The organism is Halostella salina, from assembly GCF_003675855.1.
Taxonomy (GTDB): domain Archaea; phylum Halobacteriota; class Halobacteria; order Halobacteriales; family Natronoarchaeaceae; genus Halostella; species Halostella salina.
The window spans coordinates 453,264-472,806 of the sequence record NZ_RCIH01000002.1 but is presented as its reverse complement, the minus strand read 5'-3'; the positions used below and the strand labels follow the sequence as shown (position 1 = coordinate 472,806).

The 19,543-nt window shown below is 58.6% G+C and carries 31 protein-coding genes; 14 read left to right on the top strand and 17 right to left on the bottom strand.

Annotation, left to right across the window (positions count from 1 at the left end):
• Positions 1-63 precede the first annotated feature (63 nt).
• From D8896_RS05680 to D8896_RS05670, 3 genes are all read left to right on the top strand, one after another.
• Complete coding sequence (locus D8896_RS05680; protein WP_121821115.1) at positions 64-1,593, top strand: site-specific integrase; 1,530 nt, start codon at positions 64-66, stop codon at positions 1,591-1,593.
• Between the two features lie 57 nt (positions 1,594-1,650).
• Positions 1,651-2,004, top strand: a complete 354-nt coding sequence (locus D8896_RS05675; RefSeq protein ID WP_121821114.1) for a hypothetical protein — start codon at positions 1,651-1,653, stop codon at positions 2,002-2,004.
• Positions 2,005-2,067: 63 nt separating this feature from the next.
• Positions 2,068-2,370: a hypothetical protein gene (locus D8896_RS05670; protein WP_121821113.1), complete on the top strand. Its 303-nt coding sequence runs from the start codon at positions 2,068-2,070 to the stop codon at positions 2,368-2,370.
• 55 nt (positions 2,371-2,425) lie between these two features.
• Here the strand turns inward: D8896_RS05670 and D8896_RS05665 are convergent, their stop codons facing one another.
• A complete protein-coding gene (locus D8896_RS05665) occupies positions 2,426-2,845 on the bottom strand; it encodes a hypothetical protein (RefSeq protein ID WP_121821112.1) in 420 nt (139 codons plus the stop codon).
• Positions 2,846-2,877: 32 nt separating this feature from the next.
• Entirely contained in the window at positions 2,878-3,135 is a 258-nt protein-coding gene (locus D8896_RS05660) for a hypothetical protein (RefSeq protein ID WP_121821111.1), read from the bottom strand.
• An 18-nt stretch (positions 3,136-3,153) separates the two neighbouring features.
• Between D8896_RS05660 and D8896_RS05655 the strand changes: the two genes are divergently transcribed.
• Positions 3,154-4,461, top strand: a complete 1,308-nt coding sequence (locus D8896_RS05655) for a SprT-like domain-containing protein (RefSeq protein WP_162991476.1) — start codon at positions 3,154-3,156, stop codon at positions 4,459-4,461.
• A 17-nt stretch (positions 4,462-4,478) separates the two neighbouring features.
• On the opposite strand, the gene D8896_RS05650 is transcribed toward D8896_RS05655, so the two are convergent.
• The 10 genes from D8896_RS05650 to D8896_RS05600 form a co-directional block, all read right to left on the bottom strand.
• Entirely contained in the window at positions 4,479-4,706 is a 228-nt protein-coding gene (locus D8896_RS05650; RefSeq protein WP_162991475.1) for a hypothetical protein, read from the bottom strand.
• Positions 4,703-5,005, bottom strand: a complete 303-nt coding sequence (locus D8896_RS05645; RefSeq protein ID WP_121821108.1) for a hypothetical protein — start codon at positions 5,003-5,005, stop codon at positions 4,703-4,705. The genes D8896_RS05650 and D8896_RS05645 overlap by 4 nt, the downstream gene beginning before the upstream one ends.
• 119 nt (positions 5,006-5,124) lie before the next feature.
• Positions 5,125-5,397, bottom strand: coding sequence for a hypothetical protein (locus tag D8896_RS05640; protein ID WP_121821107.1), 273 nt, complete (start codon positions 5,395-5,397; stop codon positions 5,125-5,127).
• Entirely contained in the window at positions 5,394-5,627 is a 234-nt protein-coding gene (locus tag D8896_RS05635) for a hypothetical protein (RefSeq protein WP_121821106.1), read from the bottom strand. The genes D8896_RS05640 and D8896_RS05635 overlap by 4 nt, the downstream gene beginning before the upstream one ends.
• A gap of 178 nt (positions 5,628-5,805) precedes the next feature.
• Complete coding sequence (locus D8896_RS05630) at positions 5,806-6,366, bottom strand: hypothetical protein (protein ID WP_121821105.1); 561 nt, start codon at positions 6,364-6,366, stop codon at positions 5,806-5,808.
• 133 nt (positions 6,367-6,499) lie between these two features.
• A complete protein-coding gene (locus tag D8896_RS05625) occupies positions 6,500-6,745 on the bottom strand; it encodes a hypothetical protein (protein ID WP_121821104.1) in 246 nt (81 codons plus the stop codon).
• The gene (locus tag D8896_RS05620; protein WP_162991474.1) at positions 6,742-7,041 is read right to left on the bottom strand and encodes a hypothetical protein; all 300 of its coding nucleotides are present in this window, start codon (positions 7,039-7,041) and stop codon (positions 6,742-6,744) included. The genes D8896_RS05625 and D8896_RS05620 overlap by 4 nt, the downstream gene beginning before the upstream one ends.
• A 129-nt stretch (positions 7,042-7,170) precedes the next feature.
• Positions 7,171-7,659 (bottom strand): hypothetical protein, encoded by a 489-nt coding sequence (locus D8896_RS05610; protein WP_121821101.1) that lies wholly within the window; start codon positions 7,657-7,659, stop codon positions 7,171-7,173.
• Positions 7,660-7,762: 103 nt separating this feature from the next.
• Positions 7,763-8,062 (bottom strand): hypothetical protein, encoded by a 300-nt coding sequence (locus D8896_RS05605; protein ID WP_121821100.1) that lies wholly within the window; start codon positions 8,060-8,062, stop codon positions 7,763-7,765.
• A gap of 151 nt (positions 8,063-8,213) precedes the next feature.
• Positions 8,214-8,711, bottom strand: coding sequence for a hypothetical protein (locus D8896_RS05600; protein WP_121821099.1), 498 nt, complete (start codon positions 8,709-8,711; stop codon positions 8,214-8,216).
• A 637-nt stretch (positions 8,712-9,348) separates the two neighbouring features.
• Between D8896_RS05600 and D8896_RS05595 the strand changes: the two genes are divergently transcribed.
• Entirely contained in the window at positions 9,349-9,552 is a 204-nt protein-coding gene (locus D8896_RS05595) for a helix-turn-helix domain-containing protein (RefSeq protein WP_121821098.1), read from the top strand.
• Between the two features lie 311 nt (positions 9,553-9,863).
• Here the strand turns inward: D8896_RS05595 and D8896_RS05590 are convergent, their stop codons facing one another.
• Positions 9,864-10,091 (bottom strand): hypothetical protein, encoded by a 228-nt coding sequence (locus D8896_RS05590; RefSeq protein ID WP_121821097.1) that lies wholly within the window; start codon positions 10,089-10,091, stop codon positions 9,864-9,866.
• Between the two features lie 167 nt (positions 10,092-10,258).
• Here D8896_RS05590 and D8896_RS05585 point away from each other — a divergent pair, with 167 nt between their 5' ends.
• A complete protein-coding gene (locus tag D8896_RS05585; protein ID WP_162991473.1) occupies positions 10,259-10,720 on the top strand; it encodes a hypothetical protein in 462 nt (153 codons plus the stop codon).
• A gap of 314 nt (positions 10,721-11,034) precedes the next feature.
• Positions 11,035-11,523: a hypothetical protein gene (locus D8896_RS05580; RefSeq protein ID WP_162991472.1), complete on the top strand. Its 489-nt coding sequence runs from the start codon at positions 11,035-11,037 to the stop codon at positions 11,521-11,523.
• Positions 11,524-11,800: 277 nt separating this feature from the next.
• On the opposite strand, the gene D8896_RS05575 is transcribed toward D8896_RS05580, so the two are convergent.
• Both D8896_RS05575 and D8896_RS05570 read right to left on the bottom strand, forming a co-directional pair.
• Complete coding sequence (locus tag D8896_RS05575) at positions 11,801-12,037, bottom strand: hypothetical protein (RefSeq protein ID WP_162991471.1); 237 nt, start codon at positions 12,035-12,037, stop codon at positions 11,801-11,803.
• A gap of 59 nt (positions 12,038-12,096) precedes the next feature.
• Positions 12,097-12,408, bottom strand: a complete 312-nt coding sequence (locus D8896_RS05570) for a hypothetical protein (RefSeq protein WP_121821093.1) — start codon at positions 12,406-12,408, stop codon at positions 12,097-12,099.
• A gap of 94 nt (positions 12,409-12,502) precedes the next feature.
• On the opposite strand from D8896_RS05570, the gene D8896_RS05565 reads away from it, so the two are divergent.
• Positions 12,503-12,694, top strand: coding sequence for a hypothetical protein (locus D8896_RS05565; RefSeq protein WP_121821092.1), 192 nt, complete (start codon positions 12,503-12,505; stop codon positions 12,692-12,694).
• Entirely contained in the window at positions 12,691-13,080 is a 390-nt protein-coding gene (locus D8896_RS05560) for a hypothetical protein (protein WP_121821091.1), read from the top strand. The genes D8896_RS05565 and D8896_RS05560 overlap by 4 nt, the downstream gene beginning before the upstream one ends.
• 140 nt (positions 13,081-13,220) lie before the next feature.
• On the opposite strand, the gene D8896_RS05555 is transcribed toward D8896_RS05560, so the two are convergent.
• The gene (locus D8896_RS05555; RefSeq protein ID WP_121821090.1) at positions 13,221-15,017 is read right to left on the bottom strand and encodes a PAS domain-containing protein; all 1,797 of its coding nucleotides are present in this window, start codon (positions 15,015-15,017) and stop codon (positions 13,221-13,223) included.
• Between the two features lie 124 nt (positions 15,018-15,141).
• Here D8896_RS05555 and D8896_RS05550 point away from each other — a divergent pair, with 124 nt between their 5' ends.
• The 4 genes from D8896_RS05550 (at position 15,142) to D8896_RS05535 (ending at position 17,440) form a co-directional block, all read left to right on the top strand.
• Positions 15,142-15,366 carry a HalOD1 output domain-containing protein gene (locus D8896_RS05550; RefSeq protein ID WP_205596774.1) on the top strand — a complete coding sequence of 75 codons (225 nt, stop codon included), beginning with the start codon at positions 15,142-15,144 and terminating at the stop codon, positions 15,364-15,366.
• Positions 15,367-15,479: 113 nt separating this feature from the next.
• Entirely contained in the window at positions 15,480-15,824 is a 345-nt protein-coding gene (locus D8896_RS05545) for a hypothetical protein (RefSeq protein ID WP_162991470.1), read from the top strand.
• 243 nt (positions 15,825-16,067) lie between these two features.
• Positions 16,068-16,442, top strand: a complete 375-nt coding sequence (locus D8896_RS05540) for a hypothetical protein (protein WP_121821088.1) — start codon at positions 16,068-16,070, stop codon at positions 16,440-16,442.
• Positions 16,443-16,552: 110 nt separating this feature from the next.
• Positions 16,553-17,440 (top strand): hypothetical protein, encoded by an 888-nt coding sequence (locus D8896_RS05535; protein WP_162991469.1) that lies wholly within the window; start codon positions 16,553-16,555, stop codon positions 17,438-17,440.
• 45 nt (positions 17,441-17,485) lie between these two features.
• Here D8896_RS05535 and D8896_RS05530 read toward each other — a convergent pair whose 3' ends face one another.
• On the bottom strand, positions 17,486-18,403 hold the full coding sequence (locus D8896_RS05530; protein WP_121821086.1) for a ParB N-terminal domain-containing protein: 918 nt from the start codon (positions 18,401-18,403) through the stop codon (positions 17,486-17,488).
• Between the two features lie 128 nt (positions 18,404-18,531).
• On the opposite strand from D8896_RS05530, the gene D8896_RS05525 reads away from it, so the two are divergent.
• A complete protein-coding gene (locus D8896_RS05525; RefSeq protein ID WP_121821085.1) occupies positions 18,532-19,533 on the top strand; it encodes a hypothetical protein in 1,002 nt (333 codons plus the stop codon).
• The last annotated feature ends 10 nt before the right edge of the window (positions 19,534-19,543 follow it).

Sequence of the window (19,543 nt, the reverse complement as noted above, 5' to 3'; positions counted from 1 at the left end):
AAAGTAACAGCCTGTTATGCCTACTCGCCGGCTTTTAACAGGAATCGCCATCTCGTCCAGACTATGCCGGACGGAAGCGACCCCGGCCGCGTCGAACGCTACGCCGAACGGGAGAAGGAACGGATACGGCTCACCGTGCGAGAGCCGAATAAGAACGAGATTCTGAAGACCATACGGAAAGGGGAACGCGGCAACATTCCCAGCCCAAAACCCCACCAACAGACCAAATCACGCTGGGAACCACGGACTATCCAGAACAACGCCCGGAACCTCCGCATCCTTGCGGGCGAAATACAGGGACTGGACGCAGCTGAATACGACGGAATCACGTGGCCCGCCGTCGAATCCGACCGCGACAAGTATCCAGACCGCCTCCTCGACCTCGACGGGGAAATGGCAACGGAATTCATAGCCGATCTCTCCATCGACCGCGAACTCGGCCAAGCAACCGAACGGGACTACTGCCTGTCGCTCCGCAATCACTTCCTCGCTCACGCGAAGGAAGACGAGGCGAAGAAAATCCACTACCCTCAAGTCGGCCAATCAAACGTCGCTGTCGACGTCGACACCGTACCCACACGTGAAGACCTGATGCTATTGATCGAAGGGGAATCCGCCCGCGACAAAGCCCTATTCACCGTACTCTGGGAGACCGGAAATCGAGTGACCGCGATGTGCTCGCTCAAAGTCAAGCACTGGATGCCGAAGGGAGACAGCTACGGCGTGATCCAACTCCCCACCAACGTCGTGGGGCTAAAAGGGGCAGACCTCTCCGCGAAACCGATCACCTTCAGCAGGGGATATCTCGAAGGATGGCTCTCCGAACACCCGCTGGCCGACGACCCCGACGCACCCCTGTTCTGCCCTACACGGAGCCAAGACGACCCATCCGAACACCTACACCCACACAGCATCCGCACCCAGATGAACCGCATCTCCCGCCGCACAGACGGTCTTGACCCCGACCTCATCTCTCCGCACAAATTCAAACACGGTAGGGCGAGCGAGATGCGGGCCTCCGAGAAGTACGACAAGGACGACATCGAACAAATCCTCGACTGGGAAGAAGGCACTCCGATGCACTCGAGGTATGAACACGTCACCGAGGAAGACGAGGCGGAACGGATTCTCAGAAAGCACGGATTCGAACCCGCAGAAGGCGGCGATACCGTCGAACAGCACGAATGCCCCCGGTGTGGCACGGTGGTCAGCGCCGAAGCCAAATACTGTCCGGAATGTTCGCTCCGACAAGACGACGAGCGCCCGCGGTGGTGGCGCATCTACCGCAAAGCAACCGATGAAGACGATATGGTGCGCGAACTGTACGACGACGAAATTCCTCCCGGAAGTCTCTCCCAGTTGCCACCGGGGTACTACGATCACGCAGTCGGCGTATTGATATCAGCAGGCACGCACACCACCATCGACCCACTACCAGTCTCACTCGAAGACCTCGGGGCCAGCGAAGACATCCTTGAAGACGCAGAACCTATCGACGAAGAAGACATCGAATGGCTCGCCGAGAACTACGCCGACATCTTCGAAGAACACACAGACCATTACCCCGGAGCCCGCGAACTCCGCGGCGAGTAGTCGTTGTTTCGTCGTATTCCGTTGATTTTTCGGTGATTGCGTGGGTATCCTGATGGTATGGTTACGTGGGAATCGCGCATCCACGACGACTCTTTGACACCTGATGAGAGAGGCGAGTTGTATGAGGAGTTTGCGTCTGAGATTGCGGACGATGTTCATCGAGCGTTGGAGGCAGCCGGGGTGGATGACGAGTACAAGATTGACGTGATCAAGCACTGCGTTGTCGTGTGGGGTGATGGGTGGGTGATGGGTGAGGATGATGCGGAAGAGTTGCGTCCTGTGTTGGAGGAGAAAGATATTGGAGACAGTTCCGTCTCGGCGTTCGTAGAGCAGTCCGTCGATCAGTACTACGTGAAGGTTGCGCTTGAGTGCGACGTGGAGGCGTTGAGAGGTGTGCTTGACGGTGAGTGAGAAGGGGCGACCCGATTTGTAGCGTTCATCAATTCTTAGTGGAGTTAGGTTTGTGAATCGTGTATGGCGGACGAAAGTCTGTCAGAGGATGATGTTCGTGAGTGGTTGGAGGAGAACGGATGGAACAGTGAGGAGCATATAGCGAATTTTGCAGCATCTGTGGCAATCGCCCGTCTCGTGACCGAATCGATGGAAGGAGAGTTATCGAGGGAATCGGGCAGGAAGATTGAAAACGCGTATGAGATGTTGCTCGATATGTCGGTTGGTGCGGACGGAGAATTCCCAGAGCCCTTTGATCAGTACATCCCGAAGTTGTATCTCGAGACCGCGACTGATCCTCCTATTGCTGAGGGAGACGAGGATTAATCTAACCGGTAATCTTCGGGCTACCACTCACACCCACCTGATAAAGGACGGCCCGCTACACTTTGTCAACGACTTCGATGTCTTCGAGGAGTTCCGTCTCCACGTCCTTGTCCTGATCTTCAGGCACGTGCGTGACTGAGCAGACGTAGCCATCCAAGTCCTCATCGATCGGTGGGAAGTCATCCGCGTGGTGGAGGATCACGTAGAAATAGCCGCCCTCGATGTAATCCGTGGCAGTCAGTATTTCGCGCTTGCGGAGGGTGCCATCCTCGTCGGTCTCCTCGTCGATGTTCTCAACGTAGGCGGTGTAGGTGATTTCGCTGATGTACGTGTCGTCGGTGTGGGCGGTTTCGACTTCCACGGTGTCTCCGGGATCGATGTCGAGGATGTCGGAGGGATTCCATTTCGCGTTTCCGTTGGAGTCGAGACCTGCCTGTTGGAACGTGACGAAATGGTCTGTGGACAGATCGGGCATACGCGAGTGGTGGACGTGATGTAAAAAGAAAGTTACACCTCGTAGTCGTCGGCCGATCCCTCACGCCAAACGGGCTGCAGTTCGAGCGCAGGGACGACGTAGTTGTCTGCGGACGAGTTGATGCTCCATTTCGGTTTGTCCTTGAAGACCCGTTCACCTTCATCTGCTTCGACGCCAGCCGAGAGGACTCGTGAGGAGTGGATGGAGCCGGTTTTTACGCCGAGGGTTAAAACCTCCAGATCGTTACTGGCCTGCTTGCAGACCGGCTTATCGACGTTTAAGTTCTTCACGTGTTGCAGAATGGGATGATGGCTGGGAGTCAGAGTATTGACTGGTATGAGTTGATCCGGCCGGAAATCGAGTCTGATGCTGAAGAGGCGAGTGAAGAGGAACTCCTCGATGTGGCCACGCACCACGCTCGGCAAGTCGTTGACCGCGTTGACGAGATGGATGTCGATGTCAAGGACGACGTAGAGTGGAGCGCGAGCAAGCGGTTGAAGGGCAAGCACGGAGTTTGCAAGCCGCTCTCTGGTGGGAGGAGTGAAATTCGCCTCTCGATACCTAGTCTGCGGTACAACGGGTGGGAGAAAATAATGCAGACCACTCGCCACGAACTCGTCCACGCGTGGCAGAACAAACACGACAAGAAGGACTTCAAATGGGGAGTGGACTACGCTCACGACACGGAATCCTTTGAGCGGTGGACGGACGTGCTGGACATCGAAAAGAGGGGGCCGCAGGTGACGGAGTACAAGTACAGGTGCCGCTGCACGATGTGTGGGTCAGAGTGGGGCTATCACCGGATGTGTAAGAGCGTGCGCCGTCTGGTTCGGGGCCATAGTTACTGCTCAAACTGTGGCCCCGAATCGAAAGGAGAGGTGATAGTCAAATGTCGCGGAGAGGTGATGACCGAGGAGATGCTCTCCGAGTCGGATGAAGACGAGTTCGACGGAGATCCGGTATTTCTGTACAACCGTGCCAACGTGGAGGACAAGTCCCATCTGCGCTACAACCCGTCTGATTACGAGTGGGCTCCGGAGACGGCTGATCTCACGGACTTCTACGGCATCGGGGATGAGACTGCGAGGGAGTTGTCGGGGAATTTCGTGATGATAGATGAGATGGTTGTGGATGGTGAGTTGCACGAGACCATTCGAGAAGCCGTGTCAGCCCAGTTTGTGGATAGACTCAGGGATGATCTGAGGGAGAGGTTGAGCGAGATTCGCGAGAAACGTGATGGCGATCTCGAATTGTTGGAGAAAGCTGAGGCGGGTGAGCGGCCGTGGTGGGAGTGGCGGGAAAAGTTCGATGGGATTGGCGGGTTGGAACACGATGCGATGGTTATGAAGGACGTTGACAAGGGAGACGAGTTAGAGGTTGAGACAGTTGATCACGAGACGTATGTGGGATATGTGATTCCTGTCGAAGTGTCAGATGAATACGTTAGATTGGAGTTAGACGAGACGGGTATTGATGCGGACGAGGTTAAGTTGAGTACCCGGAAAGACGATGTGTGGTCTCGTCCCAGACTCCGGACTACTGAGGTAGAGGAGATGGATGATCGAACTGTACGTCGTTCAGACAGTACGGATGTGTACGGAGTCTTTTGGCCCTGAACGAGGAGCACCCGCGTTTAGACGTTGATTTCTTCGGGATGCCACTCGCGCCAGACCGCCCGGAAAGAGGTAGTTTCCTCGGGGTCTGCGACGTAGTTGTCGTCTCGGCTGGTGAACTTCTTCCGCGGCTCGTCGGGTTTGTAGACCTCACCCACATCGACCTCCTCGCCGTGCCGTTCCTCCAACAGCGCCTGCACTTGATGTGCGGCGCGGATTCGGGGGCGTTTGGCGCGATGGGGAGTCACTCCACATCACCGGCCTCGTCGGCCAGTCGCTCTCTCACTTCTCTCCAATCCTCGACGTACTCACGGATGACTCCCTCAACGTCGTCGGCGCTGCGGGGGTCGGCGATCACGTCGGACGGCACCTGCTCGATATCGTCGGGACGCTCGCGGAGCCACGTTTCGCGGACGTGCAGGCCTGCCCTTGCGTCGAGCATTATCTCCCTGTCGTTCTCCGATAGACCCTCGTAGAACTCGTCCGCGTGCGGCTCGTTGTCTGCGATGTCGATACCTGAATCGGGCTGTTTCTCTTTCTCTGCCACGCTGCAACAGCATCTTGGAATGGCTTCTGTGAAAATGCAATGTCTGACACCCCTTTCCAAAAACGACGGAAAGCGGCGGAATACGTATTTGTCTAAAATAGAAATATTCTCCGCCGAAGCTATGCGACGGCGTGAACTGCCGAACGGTCTGCCACGGTCTCCGAGAAGTCAGTGAGCTGTAGTTGACCGTCCGCCAGCCGTCTATCCAAAACCGGCTCATCGACGTGGTTTCTCGCGTACTCCAGCGCGTGCCCCGTCACAACGCCATCCGGCACCCACGCGTCACCCTTGCGATGGAACTCGTAGCGATGCACGCTCTGATGTCTGGGGTTCGTCTTCACAATCAACCGGTCTTCGCTCTCCACCTCAACCCACGTCTCCTCAAAGGTCAATCTGCATCACTCACACTGGTGTGTGAGATCGTCTCGATCATCTCTTCACATTCCTCAACGCTCTCAGCCACTTGCACCGTCTCCACCGTCACATCGTACTGCCAGCTCGGATCGTCGCAAGCCTCAACGAACCGCTCTCCAATCCCCTCTGCCGTCTCACGGGTGGTGCATCGGTCTTCAAACTCCGTGACGCCGTGACGGCGCACCTCAACACGGTAGATTGCAATCACGACTCATCCCCCGGATCGGTTACCGAGGAGAGGGTGAGTTGCCCGTAGTCGATCCGCGGTTCCGTTTCCGCCAAATCGCTCAGACTGTCCCACGTTCCACCACAACTCTCACACCCGTACCGATGCACGTCACCCGTGACGGCCCGGGTGCGACACTTCGGGCACAGGTACTCCACTGTCATCGACTATCAGCCGGCAATTCGCCAGCGAGCTGAGTGGGAGCGGGGTCGTCGTTGTGATCGGCAGATGCCACGGTCTCCGCGTCGACGATGACCTTGACCGTCCAGCAGTTGCCGGTGCGATCCATCGTCAGAGCGGTTTCCCACGAGTGTCCCCACTCGACCCGCCACGAGGACGAGTTGACGCGCTCGGTATCCAGCACGTCTGCCTCGTTGTCGTCTTCGACCGCGTCGATGGCCTTGTCGACGGCCCGCTCCGGGCGTGCCCCATCGTGGAGCGCGGTGTGAATCTCTCGGGCGGCGGCGAACGCCTGCTCTCGGGATGTCGCTGCCGACGAGAACTCGACGCGGGCTGGGGTGCCCTCGTACGTCCACTTCTCTCCACCATCGCGGTAGAACAGCCGCTGGTCGTTGACGAGCCACACCATCGCGTGACCAACGTGTTCGACTTCGAGAACTTCCTCCTCCTCTCCGTGCTTGTTCTCTAGATGAAGCACGTCGCCGTCAGCGATGTCTTCGATGTCGATGCTGTCCGTGCTGTTGCTGTTGTTGTCGGACATAGTTTCGGTAGTGTATCACCTCCAGAACGTCTTGCAGACAACCGAGTCGAAGGGCCGCCTCGGGAGTCGAACCCGAGCACCACACGATGTGGTGGCCGCCGAGCGCGGCTGGCTCGTGAGGGCGGTCGGAAGTTCAGCGGAGAATCGAGATGTCGCGGCTCTCCGCGCGGGCGAGATAGTCGTCGAGGCGGCCTTCAGCGTACCACGTCCCATCATACTCCTCCTCGATGCGCTCCTCCGCCTCACTCATCGCGTGGCGGAACACGTCTGCCTCGACGGTGACGAGCGCGACTTCTGGGCCACCCTCCCTGACTACCACGATCACGTGGGTGGGATCGAGATCGTAGTTCTCCATCTCGGTGCGTTTCTCCTCGTTCATATCGTCTCACCCGCCACGTCGGCGGTTCGCGTGTCGGTCACTTCGACGGCGATCTTCGTTCCACCTTGCTTCCGCACGTCGCGCTTGACCTCGACTTCGTACGGCCCGCACCGGTACGTGTAGTACCGGACATCGCCGCCGAAGTGCTCCTCGTAGTCGATGCAGAGGCCGAGGTTGATTCGGTTGCCGTCTATCTCCAGCGCGTTCTGCACGGTGTTCAGCGTGGCGTCGAAGGTCTCCACCCGAGACTCGTTTGCGAGCTGTTCCAAACTATCGATGGTGTCTGTGTCGGACATAATTGGAATAGTGCTTTATTGCCTGCAAATCACCTCCAGAACCAACGAGGGCCGCCGGCGGAGTCGAACCGCCGCACCCGCAAGGGTGGCGCCGAGCGCGGCTGGCCTGTGAGAAAGCGGTCGTGATTCTCAATCGCCGGTCACGTCGTGGGGCGTCATCTCCTGCACCTCCTCGTCGGCGAGCATCTCGCCCTCGTGGGTGCCGTCCATATCCCAACCCATCTGCAGGACGTAGCGCAGAATCACGCGGCCGTCGGCGGCCTCGTGATAGGCTTCTATGTCGCCCTCGATGGCGACGTACTCGTCGGCTTCATCCGGCTGTCGCTCGCTGCTCTTCAGGGATTCGATGATTTCCTCAGTGGTTGGCAGACCGGTGCGCCGAACGCGGCACTCGACGTGTTCGCACCGCCACTCATCATCGTGGAACAGCCGCCGGTCGATATCTTCGAGGTGGACGGTGGTGAGCTTCTGCTCGTCGCGGGCGTGTTCAACGCCGCTCACCGTCGTCACGACTTCCTCGTCGGTGGGTATGCTCTCGATGCGAATCTCGTCGCCTTCTTCGAGCAGCGTCGGTTGGATACTGTTCTCGATCTCGATGTCGATGTTGTTGTCGGACATAGTTGAGTAGTGGTTATCACCTCCAGTCGCCGCAGAACAGCCGAGTCGTGAGGCCCGCTCCCGGTTGTGAACCGAGTCAAGCGTTCAGCAGGCAATCGTTCGGTCAGTCGTAGATGCAGTCAACCTCTGCTCTTGACCAAAATCTGGCATCTTTTTCCTCGACGAATAGCGGGCCATCTGCTGCATAGTCCACGTTTTCAAGGATCACGTGGACTCTATCGTCAACGTCGTTCCGGCAGATAATCTTGCCTCCGCCGTCACCGAACTCTTGTACTTTCTCGTCGATGCGCAGAACCGCCGCTCCATCTTTCTCACCGTGCTGGTTCAGGAAGTCCAGTTCAACGACATTTCCCTCGCTTGCCTCGTTCAGAGTGGCATACATATCTTCAGCGCTGTCTGGCATAGTTTGAGTTGTGAGGAAAATTGAACGCTGGCTGTCGAGTGTCGAGAATCACCTTCAGAGTCGCCGTAGAACAGTCGAGTCGAGGTCGCATCCCGCCTGTAAGGCGAGTCTACATCACGCGGCTGGATCGAGGCTCAGTTGCGTCCACACCTCACCCGTCTCGGTGAAATTCGAAGCCCTCGTCCTCCAACCTCTCGACGATCTCGTGGGGAACCTCGCTGATGTCCTTCTCGCGGTGCGGTCTTGATGTGTCGCCGCCCACGTACATCAGGCCATCGTCGGTGTTCTTGAAAGCGTATGTCTCGACGCCGTGAGCCTCGATTGCTTCAACGAAGATGCCATCGAGTAGATCGGGACGATGCCACGTCGTCTTGAGGACTGCGGGCGGTTCGCTCCTGTAGACGCGGGTCGTTTTGATGTAGAAGCCATCATAGATACAGTAGTTCACGTCATCTTCCCCGTACACCGTGTATCCCACGTCCTCAAGTGCCTCTCGCACCGTGTGGGTCACCTTTTCCGAAGGTTTCGGCGCGACGGCATCCTCCTCATCGAAAAGTTTGTGGAACTTGTATTTGTTTCCGTTTCCATACTTGTCTCTCGTCACGACGACGACGTCACCGAACTCGTTCGTGCGGATGTTGACTGTCATAGTTTGCAGATAGTGGTTGCCTTCCGAATCACCTCCAGAACGTCCAAGTCGTACTGACCGCCGGGGACTCGAACCCCGCGTCCCCTCGAGGGGACGGTCACCAGACGCGGTCTCCCGCGGCTTGACGCCCGGGTCAAGAATGAAAACACCAACAAGCGCACGTGGGCTCGCCGGGTCGGCCACGACTCTCCCACGCGCGTTCTGTGCTTGCTTCCCGCGAGGGCCATACGGGAACTGTGCCGTCCAGCGCCGTTCCAGTCGGCCTTGTAGGCCCTTAACCCTCGAAGCACCCGATTTTCACCGGGAGAGACGAGGGCTGTTCCCCGTCGTCGTGTCCGTGTCAGATGTGGGCTTCGGCCACGTCCACGGACGCCGTGCGAGTACTACGGCGCTCCTTGGCTCATTCCATCGTTGGCTTGGATTGCGTCGAATCACCTCCAAAACATCCGAGTCCCATTTTCTGTGTCACCTCGTTTGCTCTCTTCTTCTGTTCAGCCTATACTTGCCCTGTTTGACACTAAAGGGTTACGGGGTAGCACCACAAAGTAAAGCAAACGTACTAAGTGGGTGTTAGAGGTCGTTTGTAGTCGGATACTCAGAACCACTAAGTGGCACTATAACGTACCACTACACGTATATGAGTGCGGAACCGAAACCCACTCCGACACAGGAAGAAGTGATCGAAGTCCTTCGAGAAGGCCGAGCGACGCCGAACCACATCAAGGAGAACACCAGCATCGACAGCAAGCACGCCGTCCAGCACCATCTGAAGGAGCTGCGACTCGCCGGTCTCGTGGAGAAGGTCAACACCGGACTCTACGAGTTGGCCAACGACAAGTGACTTTTTTGCTGACCTTCTGCAGCCGGCTGCACGCCGGCGTTTAATACAAATCAACCCCGAGTATGAGGTGCGTCCCGGCGAACCGGGGCGTAGCAAGGCTGGCTCCTTTGGGAGGGTGCCACCGACGCTGCTCACGTCTTTCGTTTCCTCGCGTCCTTCATTCTTCACTTCCCCACGACGAGATCGCTTGGAGGCGGCAACAACTGCATTCCCAATCACCAGTGTGGCTGAGACAACACCCGGGGCAAGTCAGACGGCCAACACCGCCGTGCCCGCCAGCCACAGCAGCAAAGAGAGAACCAGCCTGCGAATCACGACGACTCCTCCGCACTGGTGTGCGAGGACTCGGTGTCGAACTCGAATTCGTCGGGATCAACCGTGGCGACGATTCCATCCGCATCCATCAGCTCGGCAATCTGCTTGCGCACGATGCTGGAGAGCGTCAACACGTCGTGCCGGTCAAGCCATTCCCGCTGCTCGCGGGTGATGTAGACCGTCGTCTGAACCTTCTCCTCTGAAGCAGGGGTATCACCTGCCATCACCTAATATTAGGATTCTGATACTTTTAAACACCTCGTCAATCCGACTAATACACCACCACACCACCCACTTCAAACTTTGAATTCAATCGGTACACCCCGAGACAGTTCCCTTTTCTGAGACCCCCTCTAAACATCAACTACAGAGAATGGGAACCAAGGCAAAGATGCGATTTGCAGACGATGACGGCGAGGAGTTGGTTTGGCGTCAACTAGATGGCTACCCCCGCATCGTGCTCAACCACGTCCACGACATCATTGAGCGACTGGAAAGCCGCACCGGCAACAGCCCGCATCCGCCGGGTCTCGCCGGCCTGCTCGTCGCCGTCGGCGCACGCTCCCCTCACTGCCCTTACCGCGATTACGAGGACGAGATCGAGGCCGCGATCCACTGCAACTACAAGCTGATCCGCCGCGAAAGATACGAGGGAGCGTGGGCAGACTTCGCGTACGACTTCCGCCTCCGTGCTGGCGAGCAGTGGCACGTCCGAATCGGCGTCGGTGACTTCCCCGACGACTACCGACTCCGCTGGAGCGACGAAGTTCCCGTCGATGAGGCGGTTGACAGGTGGGGCGACATCGGTGTTGAAGAGCGCGAGAACGCGGCGGAGCTGTTGGGCATCGAGTAGCAGACGTTCTCTCTTTCCAAAGCATATTCTCAAACCGTTTGCGGGAGATAAGCACGGAGATGGACGAGCGCGACTACACGATGCTGGAGAGCGTCACGACATCGTGCTGGCCTGCGTCAAATCAGACTCACCGGTATCGTCCGGCATCACTTTATACATACGCTATCTTGAACACCCCATATTTCTGATTATTCCACAACCACACCACCCACTTCAAACTTTGATTTTCACCAGTACACCCCGAGACAGTGCCCTTTTCTGAGTCACGCACCAAATATCAAATGAAGAGAATGGCAATCCACGGCGTAATGCGAATGCGAACCGAGCGAACAACAATCCACCTCTCCACGCGGTACCCGTCCCTTGCAAAACCCGGATACGTCATTCAATCCCTTGACACAATATGCGAGTACCTGTACGAATTGCGCCCCGGGAAAATGGCGAACGCGCTGCTGATGAGCGAGGCCGCATCCACCGTGTTCTCCCCACACACTAACGTGAGGCCAAGGAACAAGACGACGAAAACCACCGAGGAGAGCGTTAGAGCGTCGGATAAAATGGGCTGGAAAGTTGAAGGAAAGACACTCGTCAATCTATCCAACATTTACGACGTGTACGTTCCCGAGAGTGAGGTCAAACCCGAGTGCAGAGAGTCGCCCGGGCAGCAAGTCGTCCGAATCAGATGCTGCGAAAAAGGGGAAGATCAAGTCGATAGAGAGGACGAGATGGAGCGCAACTGGAGTGCAGTCGAATGGGATTGGGATATGATGCTGGACGAGGCGGCAGACGAGTTCGACGTGTAACGCTCCCGGGTGCTCTTTTCCCTCAGTAGTACGTATCCACGAGTGTGAGCGGCAATCGCAGCGACAGGGAAGTGGCGCGGGAGCGGGCGGCGCTGCTCGAAGATGAGGACAAGCACGCAGACATCGACGAGTTGATCGACTACCTGTGATTGACGAGCGCGACTACACGATGCGGAGGTGGCACGCACGTGAGGGTGCGGTCGTGGATCTAGACGGACGTGTATGTGAGAGCGGCGACTTCTCGGAGTGGGTGGAGAAAATATTGAACAGCGAGTGACTACTCGAATTGATCGACAACCGCGTCAAGCGCGTCGAGTTGCCGCTCCCTGTAATCCGCCGCGGACTGTTCCCGGGGCGGTTCCACATCGTCGGGATACTCCACGCCGAGTTCGGCGAGGGAATCGACACGCTCCCCGATGATCTCCCGCACCTCATCCTCGTTTGCGACAACCCACTCCACGGCTTTGCGAACCGCTTCTTCACCCACTCCGTGTTCCTCGGCCACCTCCTCCACGGAGTCACCGCCACCCACGCGGAGCGCGAGGGCAACCTTTCGCACTCTCCCGGGCACGGCTACAGCCACTCCGGTTGTGGACGGTCTCCAGTCTTCACTTCTGTCTCTGCTGCCTCATACATATCGTAGAGGATGCCGATCTGCTCGAAGTGCCCAATTTGCTTCAACAACTGGATGCCGAACTCGGTGACTGCGTAGTACGTGGTGTCGCCCATCAACGTCGTCACGAGGCCTCGTGCCTGCAAGTCCTGCAGATGCTGCTCCAGCTCGCTTTCACTCTCTCTGTTCCACGCCGCAAGTTCCGAGAGCGACAGCGAACCGTGCCGGTTGGCGAGGAGCTGCTGGAGTAGGCGGACGTCCTCACTGTTCACGGCCGCACGTACGCGGACGAGCGTCAAATCAGTATCCTGACTTTCAGACTCTGGAAAGCGGGTTTTCAAGGTGTTCAGCGGCGTGCCATCACGTGTGAACGAAGTGCGAGAGACCCTCCAACAGGTCAAGCACGGCGAGACCGATCCAGACGAGGTGCTGGAGCGATTCAACGATGTCGACGGGATAGAACGCTCCATCTCAGTCGCTGTGGCGAAAAGAGAGCAAGACGAGAACATCGAGGACGGCTTCGAGAACAGCTTTGACGCCGATTTCACGTTGGAATGACTGACGCCAAACCCCAATTCAATTCCGTCGATGAGGCCCGGGGCGAGTTGATGGAGCGCGGAGTGTCGAGCGGGACGGTCGGGGATTTGTTCGACGCGGCGAAAGACGCCGTACCCGAACTGCTGTGCGAGTACGGCGTTGAGGACGAGGTTGACACCTCCGAGGTGACGCGGTGGCTGCAGATCGGGTTCGCGGAGTCGTGCGTGCAGTTCATCGATGAGGGCGTGTGGGACAGCGCACAGGACGGCGTTGAGCGGATCGTCGAGGATATGTGGGAGAATCCGATCAGCAACGCGACGATGATTTCTGGTGGAATGTGGCGGCGAAGCGAGGATATGGTCACGCTGTCGGGTGCGATGCTCGCCAGCAACCACGCCAACCGGTGACCTCCCTATCGGCTCTCACAGATAGACTCTAGAGACTCCTCAGGTACCAAGGTACATCCAAAATCGCTGGTACCGATGTACCAAAGGTCACGGATAGGGAGTCGTCCAGAAGACGGCATCGGGAACCGCGGATCAAGAGGTCACTCCGTGCGAATCTCGAAGCGAACGCCGTCCAACTCATCCGCATCCGCGATGTCGATGCGCCAACCGTGCGCCAACACGATCTGCCGCAGGGACGCCATTCCCATTCCCGTCTCGTCCCCAGTATCCTTCGTCGAGAATCCCTGCTCGAATACTTGCTCGCGGTTTTCCTCGGGGATTCCCGGGCCGTTGTCCTCGATGTAGAAACCGTCCTCCAGCTCACCCACTCGCACCTTGACCGGCGTCTCGCCGTGCTCCAACGAGTTGCCAAGCACGTTGTCGAGCATCCGCCGCACTGCATCACCATCGGCTCTCACCGTGGGCGAGTCCCGGATCTCAATCGCATCATCCTCGCTGCACCGATCCAACGCCTCCCACACGCCCGCAGCAATATGTCCGACATCGATCTCCTCGCGTTCACCGACGATCGTCCCTGATCTCAACACGCCGGCAACGTCGTCCACCAGCTGCTCCGCTCGCTCCAGCGACGACATCGCGGCCTCGACGTGTTCCGTCTCATCATCTTCGATAGCCAACTCCAACCGCCCACGAATCGTCTGCAGCGGGTTTTGCATATCGTGGGCCAACACGCCCCCGAGCGAGGTGAACTCCTCGATCAACTCGCGGCGGGACGTCACGTCCTCCTGAAAGCCGACGAAGTGATCCAACTCGCCACTTTCGTCGCGCAGCGGCGCAATCGTCACGCGGTTCCAGAACATCTCGCCGCCCTTCCGGTAGTTGCGCAGCTCGACGCAGACGGGTTCCTCGGCCTCGATTGCCCGACGCATCTCCGCAACGCGCTCCTCCCGCGTCTCCTCGCCCTGCAGGAAGCGGCAGTTCCGGCCCACAACCTCGTCCCGATCATATCCGGTCATCTCGAGAAACTCGTCGTTGGCGTAGATGAGCGGGTTGTCGTCCCGCGCCGGATCGCTGATCGTGATCCCGATCGGGGCCTCGTTTATCGCCCGCTCTTTTAGTGAAAGCTCCTCGCGCACCGCCTCCGCATCATCCGTCTCGGAGATCGTGCAAACCATCGCATCCTTCGAGGTGAACGAGAGCAAGTGATCGACTGTGACCGGGTCACCATCTTTCGTCAGGAAAATGGTCTCCCCCTTCCAATCCCCAGTTTCTCGCGCGGTCGGGATGATCTCGTCGTACGCGATGTCGACACTTCCCTCGGGATAGAGAATATCGAAGTGTTCACCGACGAGTTCGCTGCGCTCGTACTCCGTGATTTCGGCATACGCCTCGTTGACGTAGATGAACTCGCCGTCCTCGTTGAGCAGGCTGATACCGTCGTGCGCCGTCTCGATGGCGTGGAAGCCACGCTCCACTTGACGTTCGGCGCGGTGCCGGGCCACGGCCTGCTCGATGCGGTTGGCGAGAACCTTATACTGATCCGTGCCACCCTCCTTCTGCAGGTACTCTGTGACGCCCGCTGTGATGGCCTCGCTGGCGATCTCCTCGCTGCCCTTCCCCGTGAAGAGGATGAACGGCAGACTCGGATGCTCTTCCCTGACCTCCTCCAGCACGTCAAGCCCGGTCAATCCCGGCATATCGTAATCGCACACCACGCAGTCGATGTCGTTCTCGACTGCAATCTCCAATCCCTCACGGGGATCGGTCTCGGTCGAGATCTCGAAGTGATCGCGTTCACGTTGGAGAAAGGTGGAGACGAGATCGGCAAAGTCCGGTTCGTCCTCGATGTGTAGTATTTCGACGCCACCGCCAACATCGGAGATGAGCGCCTGCTCATTGAGGGGATTTTCAATATCTGTGCCGGGGTGAGTGGCCATACACCATTACTTATATATTCGACATCAAAAACCTGCTGTCAACTGCTGCATATTTCACTGCCCGTATCCGTGAGCATCACAGTCCAACAACACGCTTTCCACGGTAGATCGCGTGTCTCCACGTATGGGAATGCATAGCCAAGAGATCAATCCAGACGAGTCACCGTCAGCCGCGGTGGTGAGGGCGGTCGCGGAAGTCGACGGCGTGGACGAGACAGAGCTGCCGACGCTGCAGGACGCGGTGGACGCCGACGCGCTTGACGACATCGCGGAAGACGGCGTGCGCGTCGAGTTCACGTACGCGGGACACGACGTGGTAGTCGTCGGGGAAGAAGTGAGAGTTGGGTGACCAGTTCCGAGCCGAGTCCAACAGTTTTCGCTCTATAAGCCCGATACCCGCAGAATTCGACGGGTGCCGAGTCAGTGGAGTTATGTCACTCCCGTGCCTAGTACCTAGCGCGGATGGGAGTACCACATCTCATAAGCAAGCTATCGATGCTCTCCGACGGAGACGATGTTCGCGTGAAGACGAGCAACGGACACGAGTTCGAGGCCGGCGTCGGATTCAACGAGGCCATCCTCGACAGGAACCCCAAGCACTATCGGGTGATCGAAGTCCGCCTCCACGTCAACAAGGAGACTGCGGACAGACTGGGCCTCCCCCGCGACTACTGCATCCATGTGTTCGCATCGCGGAGTCGCACGGGATGGCCGGAACCCGAAGCGAAGTACTTCGCAGGCCGCAACGACGGTATCGACGAGTACGAGTCGCTTGGAGAAGTCGTGGAAGTCGAGCGCATCGACTGACTGCTAATCCTCTTTTCTTTTTCGCGCGTTTGAGGCGGCCCGGTCGAAAGATCGCGTTAACTGTCGCCACGCCTCCTCGCGGTTGCCTCGTATCGTTTCAGGAAGCCAAGTCAAATGGGTCGTCGATGTTGAGGGTCACACTCAAGAAGTTCAGATAGCCCTGTAACAGGTGCTTTGAGATGCCATGGGACTGTCGCCTGTTCTGACGGTGTTCTTATCAGTCCCACCACGATAGCCACGAATATGGACACAGCACATCAGAAAGCGATGGCTTCGCTTGCGCTCGCCGTCGACTCGGTCGTGGAACGCGCATCACGGGATGTGCCAGACGATATGCCGCCCGTGGCGTGGCTTATCGAGTGCGCTCACGACGAGCCAGATCGCGTCGAGGATTGGGTAGACAAATGTGTGGAGGACGTGGAGTGGCGAAGCGCGGAGTACCCCACCGAGGAGTCGTGGGGCCGCCCCCCGGGAGTCTGCTTTACGCTGGGGGATTGCGAGATCGAACTGTACGACTTTGAGGGCCACGTGTATGTTGACGGACGGCAGGTCGGCTACCTTGACGTGGAAGAGGGCGAGTTTGCCGATCAGGTCTCCGACCGCTTCGACGTCGAATAGATGGACGGGGAACCACCGTACCGTCCGGAATTCTGAGACATCCCATCGTCGTCTGATCCCTCGTCACGCCACCACGAAATGATATTTATTGTCAGATAACATACTATCTGTTGGAGGTGTTCACAGAGTTCGAGCTGAACGAAGTATCGAGCGAGAAAGACCACGACCACGTGCTGGTTGCGACTGACGTCCCCGACGAGGCCGACGAGATGGAGATGTATCGATGTTGGGAGGCTGCAGACGAGCCGTTCCTCTTGGCTGTCGAGGACGATGCTCCGGAGGCGGCGGTCGAGGTGGCCGAGGACGAGGGATGGGAGGTGACGTTCTGCTCCGAGTTGGAGCGAGAGCGGGTCAAGCGAGTGCAGGCGGAGGTGACCGAGCAGACGGTTTACTACGCCGAGGAACCGCCCGAGGAACGGTTCATTCCCATCGGACGACGGCGAGCGAAGCGATTTCTCGAATCCCGCGGCGTGTGGAGCAGGGCCGCCAGACTGGAGGACTCGTGGCTGTATCCCGAGTTGGAGGAGTTCGTCGCCGTCTTCGATGAAGTGGACGAAAGTGGCGAGGCCGCCCGCGTTGCGTGGCGTGCAAGGGAACTGGATGCGAGCGACATCGACGTGCTGCTCGAGGGACAAGACCCGCAGGAGATCGAGGAACAACCGACGCGAAGCATCGACGAGTTGGCGGAGCTGATCGACGAGAACGGCCCGATCGGAACCAGAGAGTCGGAGATTATGGCCTGCTACCTGCACGGCATCGACTCGCACGCCGAGATGGCCGAGCAACTCGATGACGTGAGCCGCGGCGCGATCTCCTCAAGCGCGTACCACTTGGAGGACAAGGTGGATGGGATGGCGTGGCTGTTCATCAACGTGATCGCGAACGTTCCCGAGGAGAACAGGCCAGATACGGTGAACGAGATGCTTGACGCCGTGCAGACCGGCAATCCGATCACACACGATGAGGTGGAACTCGACGGCGAGACGCTGCTTCGATGAACAGCAGGCGACCTCTCCTGCTCTCGTAACGCTCGTCGAACCGGTCTACTCGCCAGCGTATTTCCGACGGAGGGCGCCCTTGACCGCATTGAGCGGCACCTCGTGCTCTCGAAGCGTCGTCACATCGTCTCTGATCCGCTCTTCACCGGCATCAGAATCGGCCGCCAAGTCCGCCACCACCTCATCAACCTCGGGTGTGTCACTTTCCTCGGTGGACTCATCCGTAGCACCCTCTTCAGAGCGAGCCTCGGTCAACACGTCGTGAACGTCCGCTGCCGTGCCGTCGGCCGCTTCGAGAATCGCCTCGTTTGCCTTGATAGCTGGATGTCCAAGCAGCTTCTCTCGCCCCCACTCCTCTCGAAGCCGCTCGTACGAAGCCTGCATCAGCTCTGGTGAATACCACCCACTCCTCGAGTCCGTGCAGCTCTCTCGCTCCGAGTCGGTCACGGGGAAGTGCTCGTCGATGAACCGTCTCGTGGCCGCCCAGTCGGTGAACGACTCCACCTCGACGGGATGTTCATCGATGCCGGCGCGGCGGAGCGCCTCGACGCGTCGGTGGCCGGAGACGACCTGATGCGTTGCATCGTGGTCGCCATCGAGCGGGCGAAGTAGCGGGAGATTCGTGAGGCCACCATCGTGGCGCACCTGTCGCACGAACGCCGCGAAGTCTGGGGAGTCGTACTCGCGGACGCTGTACGGCTGTGATGCAATCGCGTCCACGTCGACGGTGACGACCTCGCGGCTGGTCGTCTCGGGCTGCTGTTCGATGGTGCGAGGGTTCTCGACGAGCGTGGCCGGTGTCGCGTCGCCGTCGGGCGTCGTGACGTCCCTCAGTAGTACCGCGTGGTCTTGATAGTGAAACAGGGTGAGAAGACCGGTGTACGTTCCGTCGGTCGTGTGGACGCGGACGCGTTCACCGCGGAGGGCGTCCTCCGCCGCGTCCCAGAACGGGTTGTTGGTCATAGGTGGAGATGCAAGGGAGGTGGGTTAGTGTTTGTGAGAAGGGGATAGCCCCACATACACAACGTTGAACTGCCGTTCCACGTGAAGGGTCGGCACACTTTATCGCGAGGAGCAGCAAACAGACCGCTATGTCCTTCAGCAGCGAGTGGCACACGCTCCTCAACGAGTGCGAGGGATTCGCCGAGTACGCGACCTTGCTCACACCCCTTTCTCAGGAGCGTTTCCAGATCGTCGACGTGCAGGAACACCGCATCATCGTCGAGTTTCTCGACCGCGACGTGGATGAGACGCAACCGCTCCAGCGCGACCAGTTCGAGACGCTCCACGAGCGCATCAGTGACGCCGTCGATGGATTCGACCTCTCGCGGCTCCCGCCTGACGCCGATCCGTACCCCGCCGTGTTGAGTCTCCATCCTCGATTCGAGGTCGACGAGAGCGCGGGCGTGATCCGCGAAACCGACGAACCGACCGGGAGCCAGATCATCACGGGAACAGACGACGAGGACTCGGACGAAGGTGCCACCGAGCGCATGGAACCCGACGTGGATGTCTACAGCGATGCGCTCCTTCTTATCGACGCGCTGGAGCGGAACGACCTCTCCTCGCTGGAGGTGTTGGACACGCCCGTCCTCATCAATCTCTATACCCTGCTCTCGGACATCCAGCGCGATGCCAACGACCTGCGTCAGACCGTGACCGAGGTGTTGCTCGATCGGCTGCACCACGACCAGCCCGTCCACGGCCAGTTCGGCTCCATCCAACGAACGACGCGCCGCAACCGAGACCTCCGAGACGACGAAGAGGTGCTGGCCGCGCTGGAGGACGCGGGCATCGACCGCGAGCGCGTGTTGAGCGTCGACCGCGACAAGGTCGACGACGCTCTCGACGTGACGGAACTCTCCGAATCAGACGTGTACGACATCGAGGAGACGGAGTACGTCCGGAAGGCCGAGGTCGACGAGGAACAGCGCGAAACGCGACTGCAGGGGTTGAAAGACCGACTTGCCACGAGCGATGACTCCGAGGCCGAGGAACTTCGAGAGGAGATCGAGGAGTTGGAGAGCCGTATCGCGGAGTTGACCGAGTTCCAGACTGGACGAGAGTATCATACCCAGTCGAGTGTGGAGTGAGTCTCTCGAT

Coding starts and splice junctions, on each gene's coding strand:
- D8896_RS05680 (WP_121821115.1), top strand. CDS start 64: ATGCCGGACGGAAGCGACCCCGGCCGCGTCGAACGCTACGCCGAACGG.
- D8896_RS05675 (WP_121821114.1), top strand. CDS start 1,651: ATGGTTACGTGGGAATCGCGCATCCACGACGACTCTTTGACACCTGAT.
- D8896_RS05670 (WP_121821113.1), top strand. CDS start 2,068: ATGGCGGACGAAAGTCTGTCAGAGGATGATGTTCGTGAGTGGTTGGAG.
- D8896_RS05665 (WP_121821112.1), bottom strand. CDS start 2,845: ATGCCCGATCTGTCCACAGACCATTTCGTCACGTTCCAACAGGCAGGT.
- D8896_RS05655 (WP_162991476.1), top strand. CDS start 3,154: ATGGCTGGGAGTCAGAGTATTGACTGGTATGAGTTGATCCGGCCGGAA.
- D8896_RS05630 (WP_121821105.1), bottom strand. CDS start 6,366: ATGTCCGACAACAACAGCAACAGCACGGACAGCATCGACATCGAAGAC.
- D8896_RS05625 (WP_121821104.1), bottom strand. CDS start 6,745: ATGAACGAGGAGAAACGCACCGAGATGGAGAACTACGATCTCGATCCC.
- D8896_RS05620 (WP_162991474.1), bottom strand. CDS start 7,041: ATGTCCGACACAGACACCATCGATAGTTTGGAACAGCTCGCAAACGAG.
- D8896_RS05610 (WP_121821101.1), bottom strand. CDS start 7,659: ATGTCCGACAACAACATCGACATCGAGATCGAGAACAGTATCCAACCG.
- D8896_RS05605 (WP_121821100.1), bottom strand. CDS start 8,062: ATGCCAGACAGCGCTGAAGATATGTATGCCACTCTGAACGAGGCAAGC.
- D8896_RS05600 (WP_121821099.1), bottom strand. CDS start 8,711: ATGACAGTCAACATCCGCACGAACGAGTTCGGTGACGTCGTCGTCGTG.
- D8896_RS05595 (WP_121821098.1), top strand. CDS start 9,349: ATGAGTGCGGAACCGAAACCCACTCCGACACAGGAAGAAGTGATCGAA.
- D8896_RS05590 (WP_121821097.1), bottom strand. CDS start 10,091: ATGGCAGGTGATACCCCTGCTTCAGAGGAGAAGGTTCAGACGACGGTC.
- D8896_RS05585 (WP_162991473.1), top strand. CDS start 10,259: ATGCGATTTGCAGACGATGACGGCGAGGAGTTGGTTTGGCGTCAACTA.
- D8896_RS05580 (WP_162991472.1), top strand. CDS start 11,035: ATGCGAACCGAGCGAACAACAATCCACCTCTCCACGCGGTACCCGTCC.
- D8896_RS05560 (WP_121821091.1), top strand. CDS start 12,691: ATGACTGACGCCAAACCCCAATTCAATTCCGTCGATGAGGCCCGGGGC.
- D8896_RS05555 (WP_121821090.1), bottom strand. CDS start 15,017: ATGGCCACTCACCCCGGCACAGATATTGAAAATCCCCTCAATGAGCAG.
- D8896_RS05550 (WP_205596774.1), top strand. CDS start 15,142: ATGGGAATGCATAGCCAAGAGATCAATCCAGACGAGTCACCGTCAGCC.
- D8896_RS05545 (WP_162991470.1), top strand. CDS start 15,480: ATGGGAGTACCACATCTCATAAGCAAGCTATCGATGCTCTCCGACGGA.
- D8896_RS05540 (WP_121821088.1), top strand. CDS start 16,068: ATGGACACAGCACATCAGAAAGCGATGGCTTCGCTTGCGCTCGCCGTC.
- D8896_RS05530 (WP_121821086.1), bottom strand. CDS start 18,403: ATGACCAACAACCCGTTCTGGGACGCGGCGGAGGACGCCCTCCGCGGT.
- D8896_RS05525 (WP_121821085.1), top strand. CDS start 18,532: ATGTCCTTCAGCAGCGAGTGGCACACGCTCCTCAACGAGTGCGAGGGA.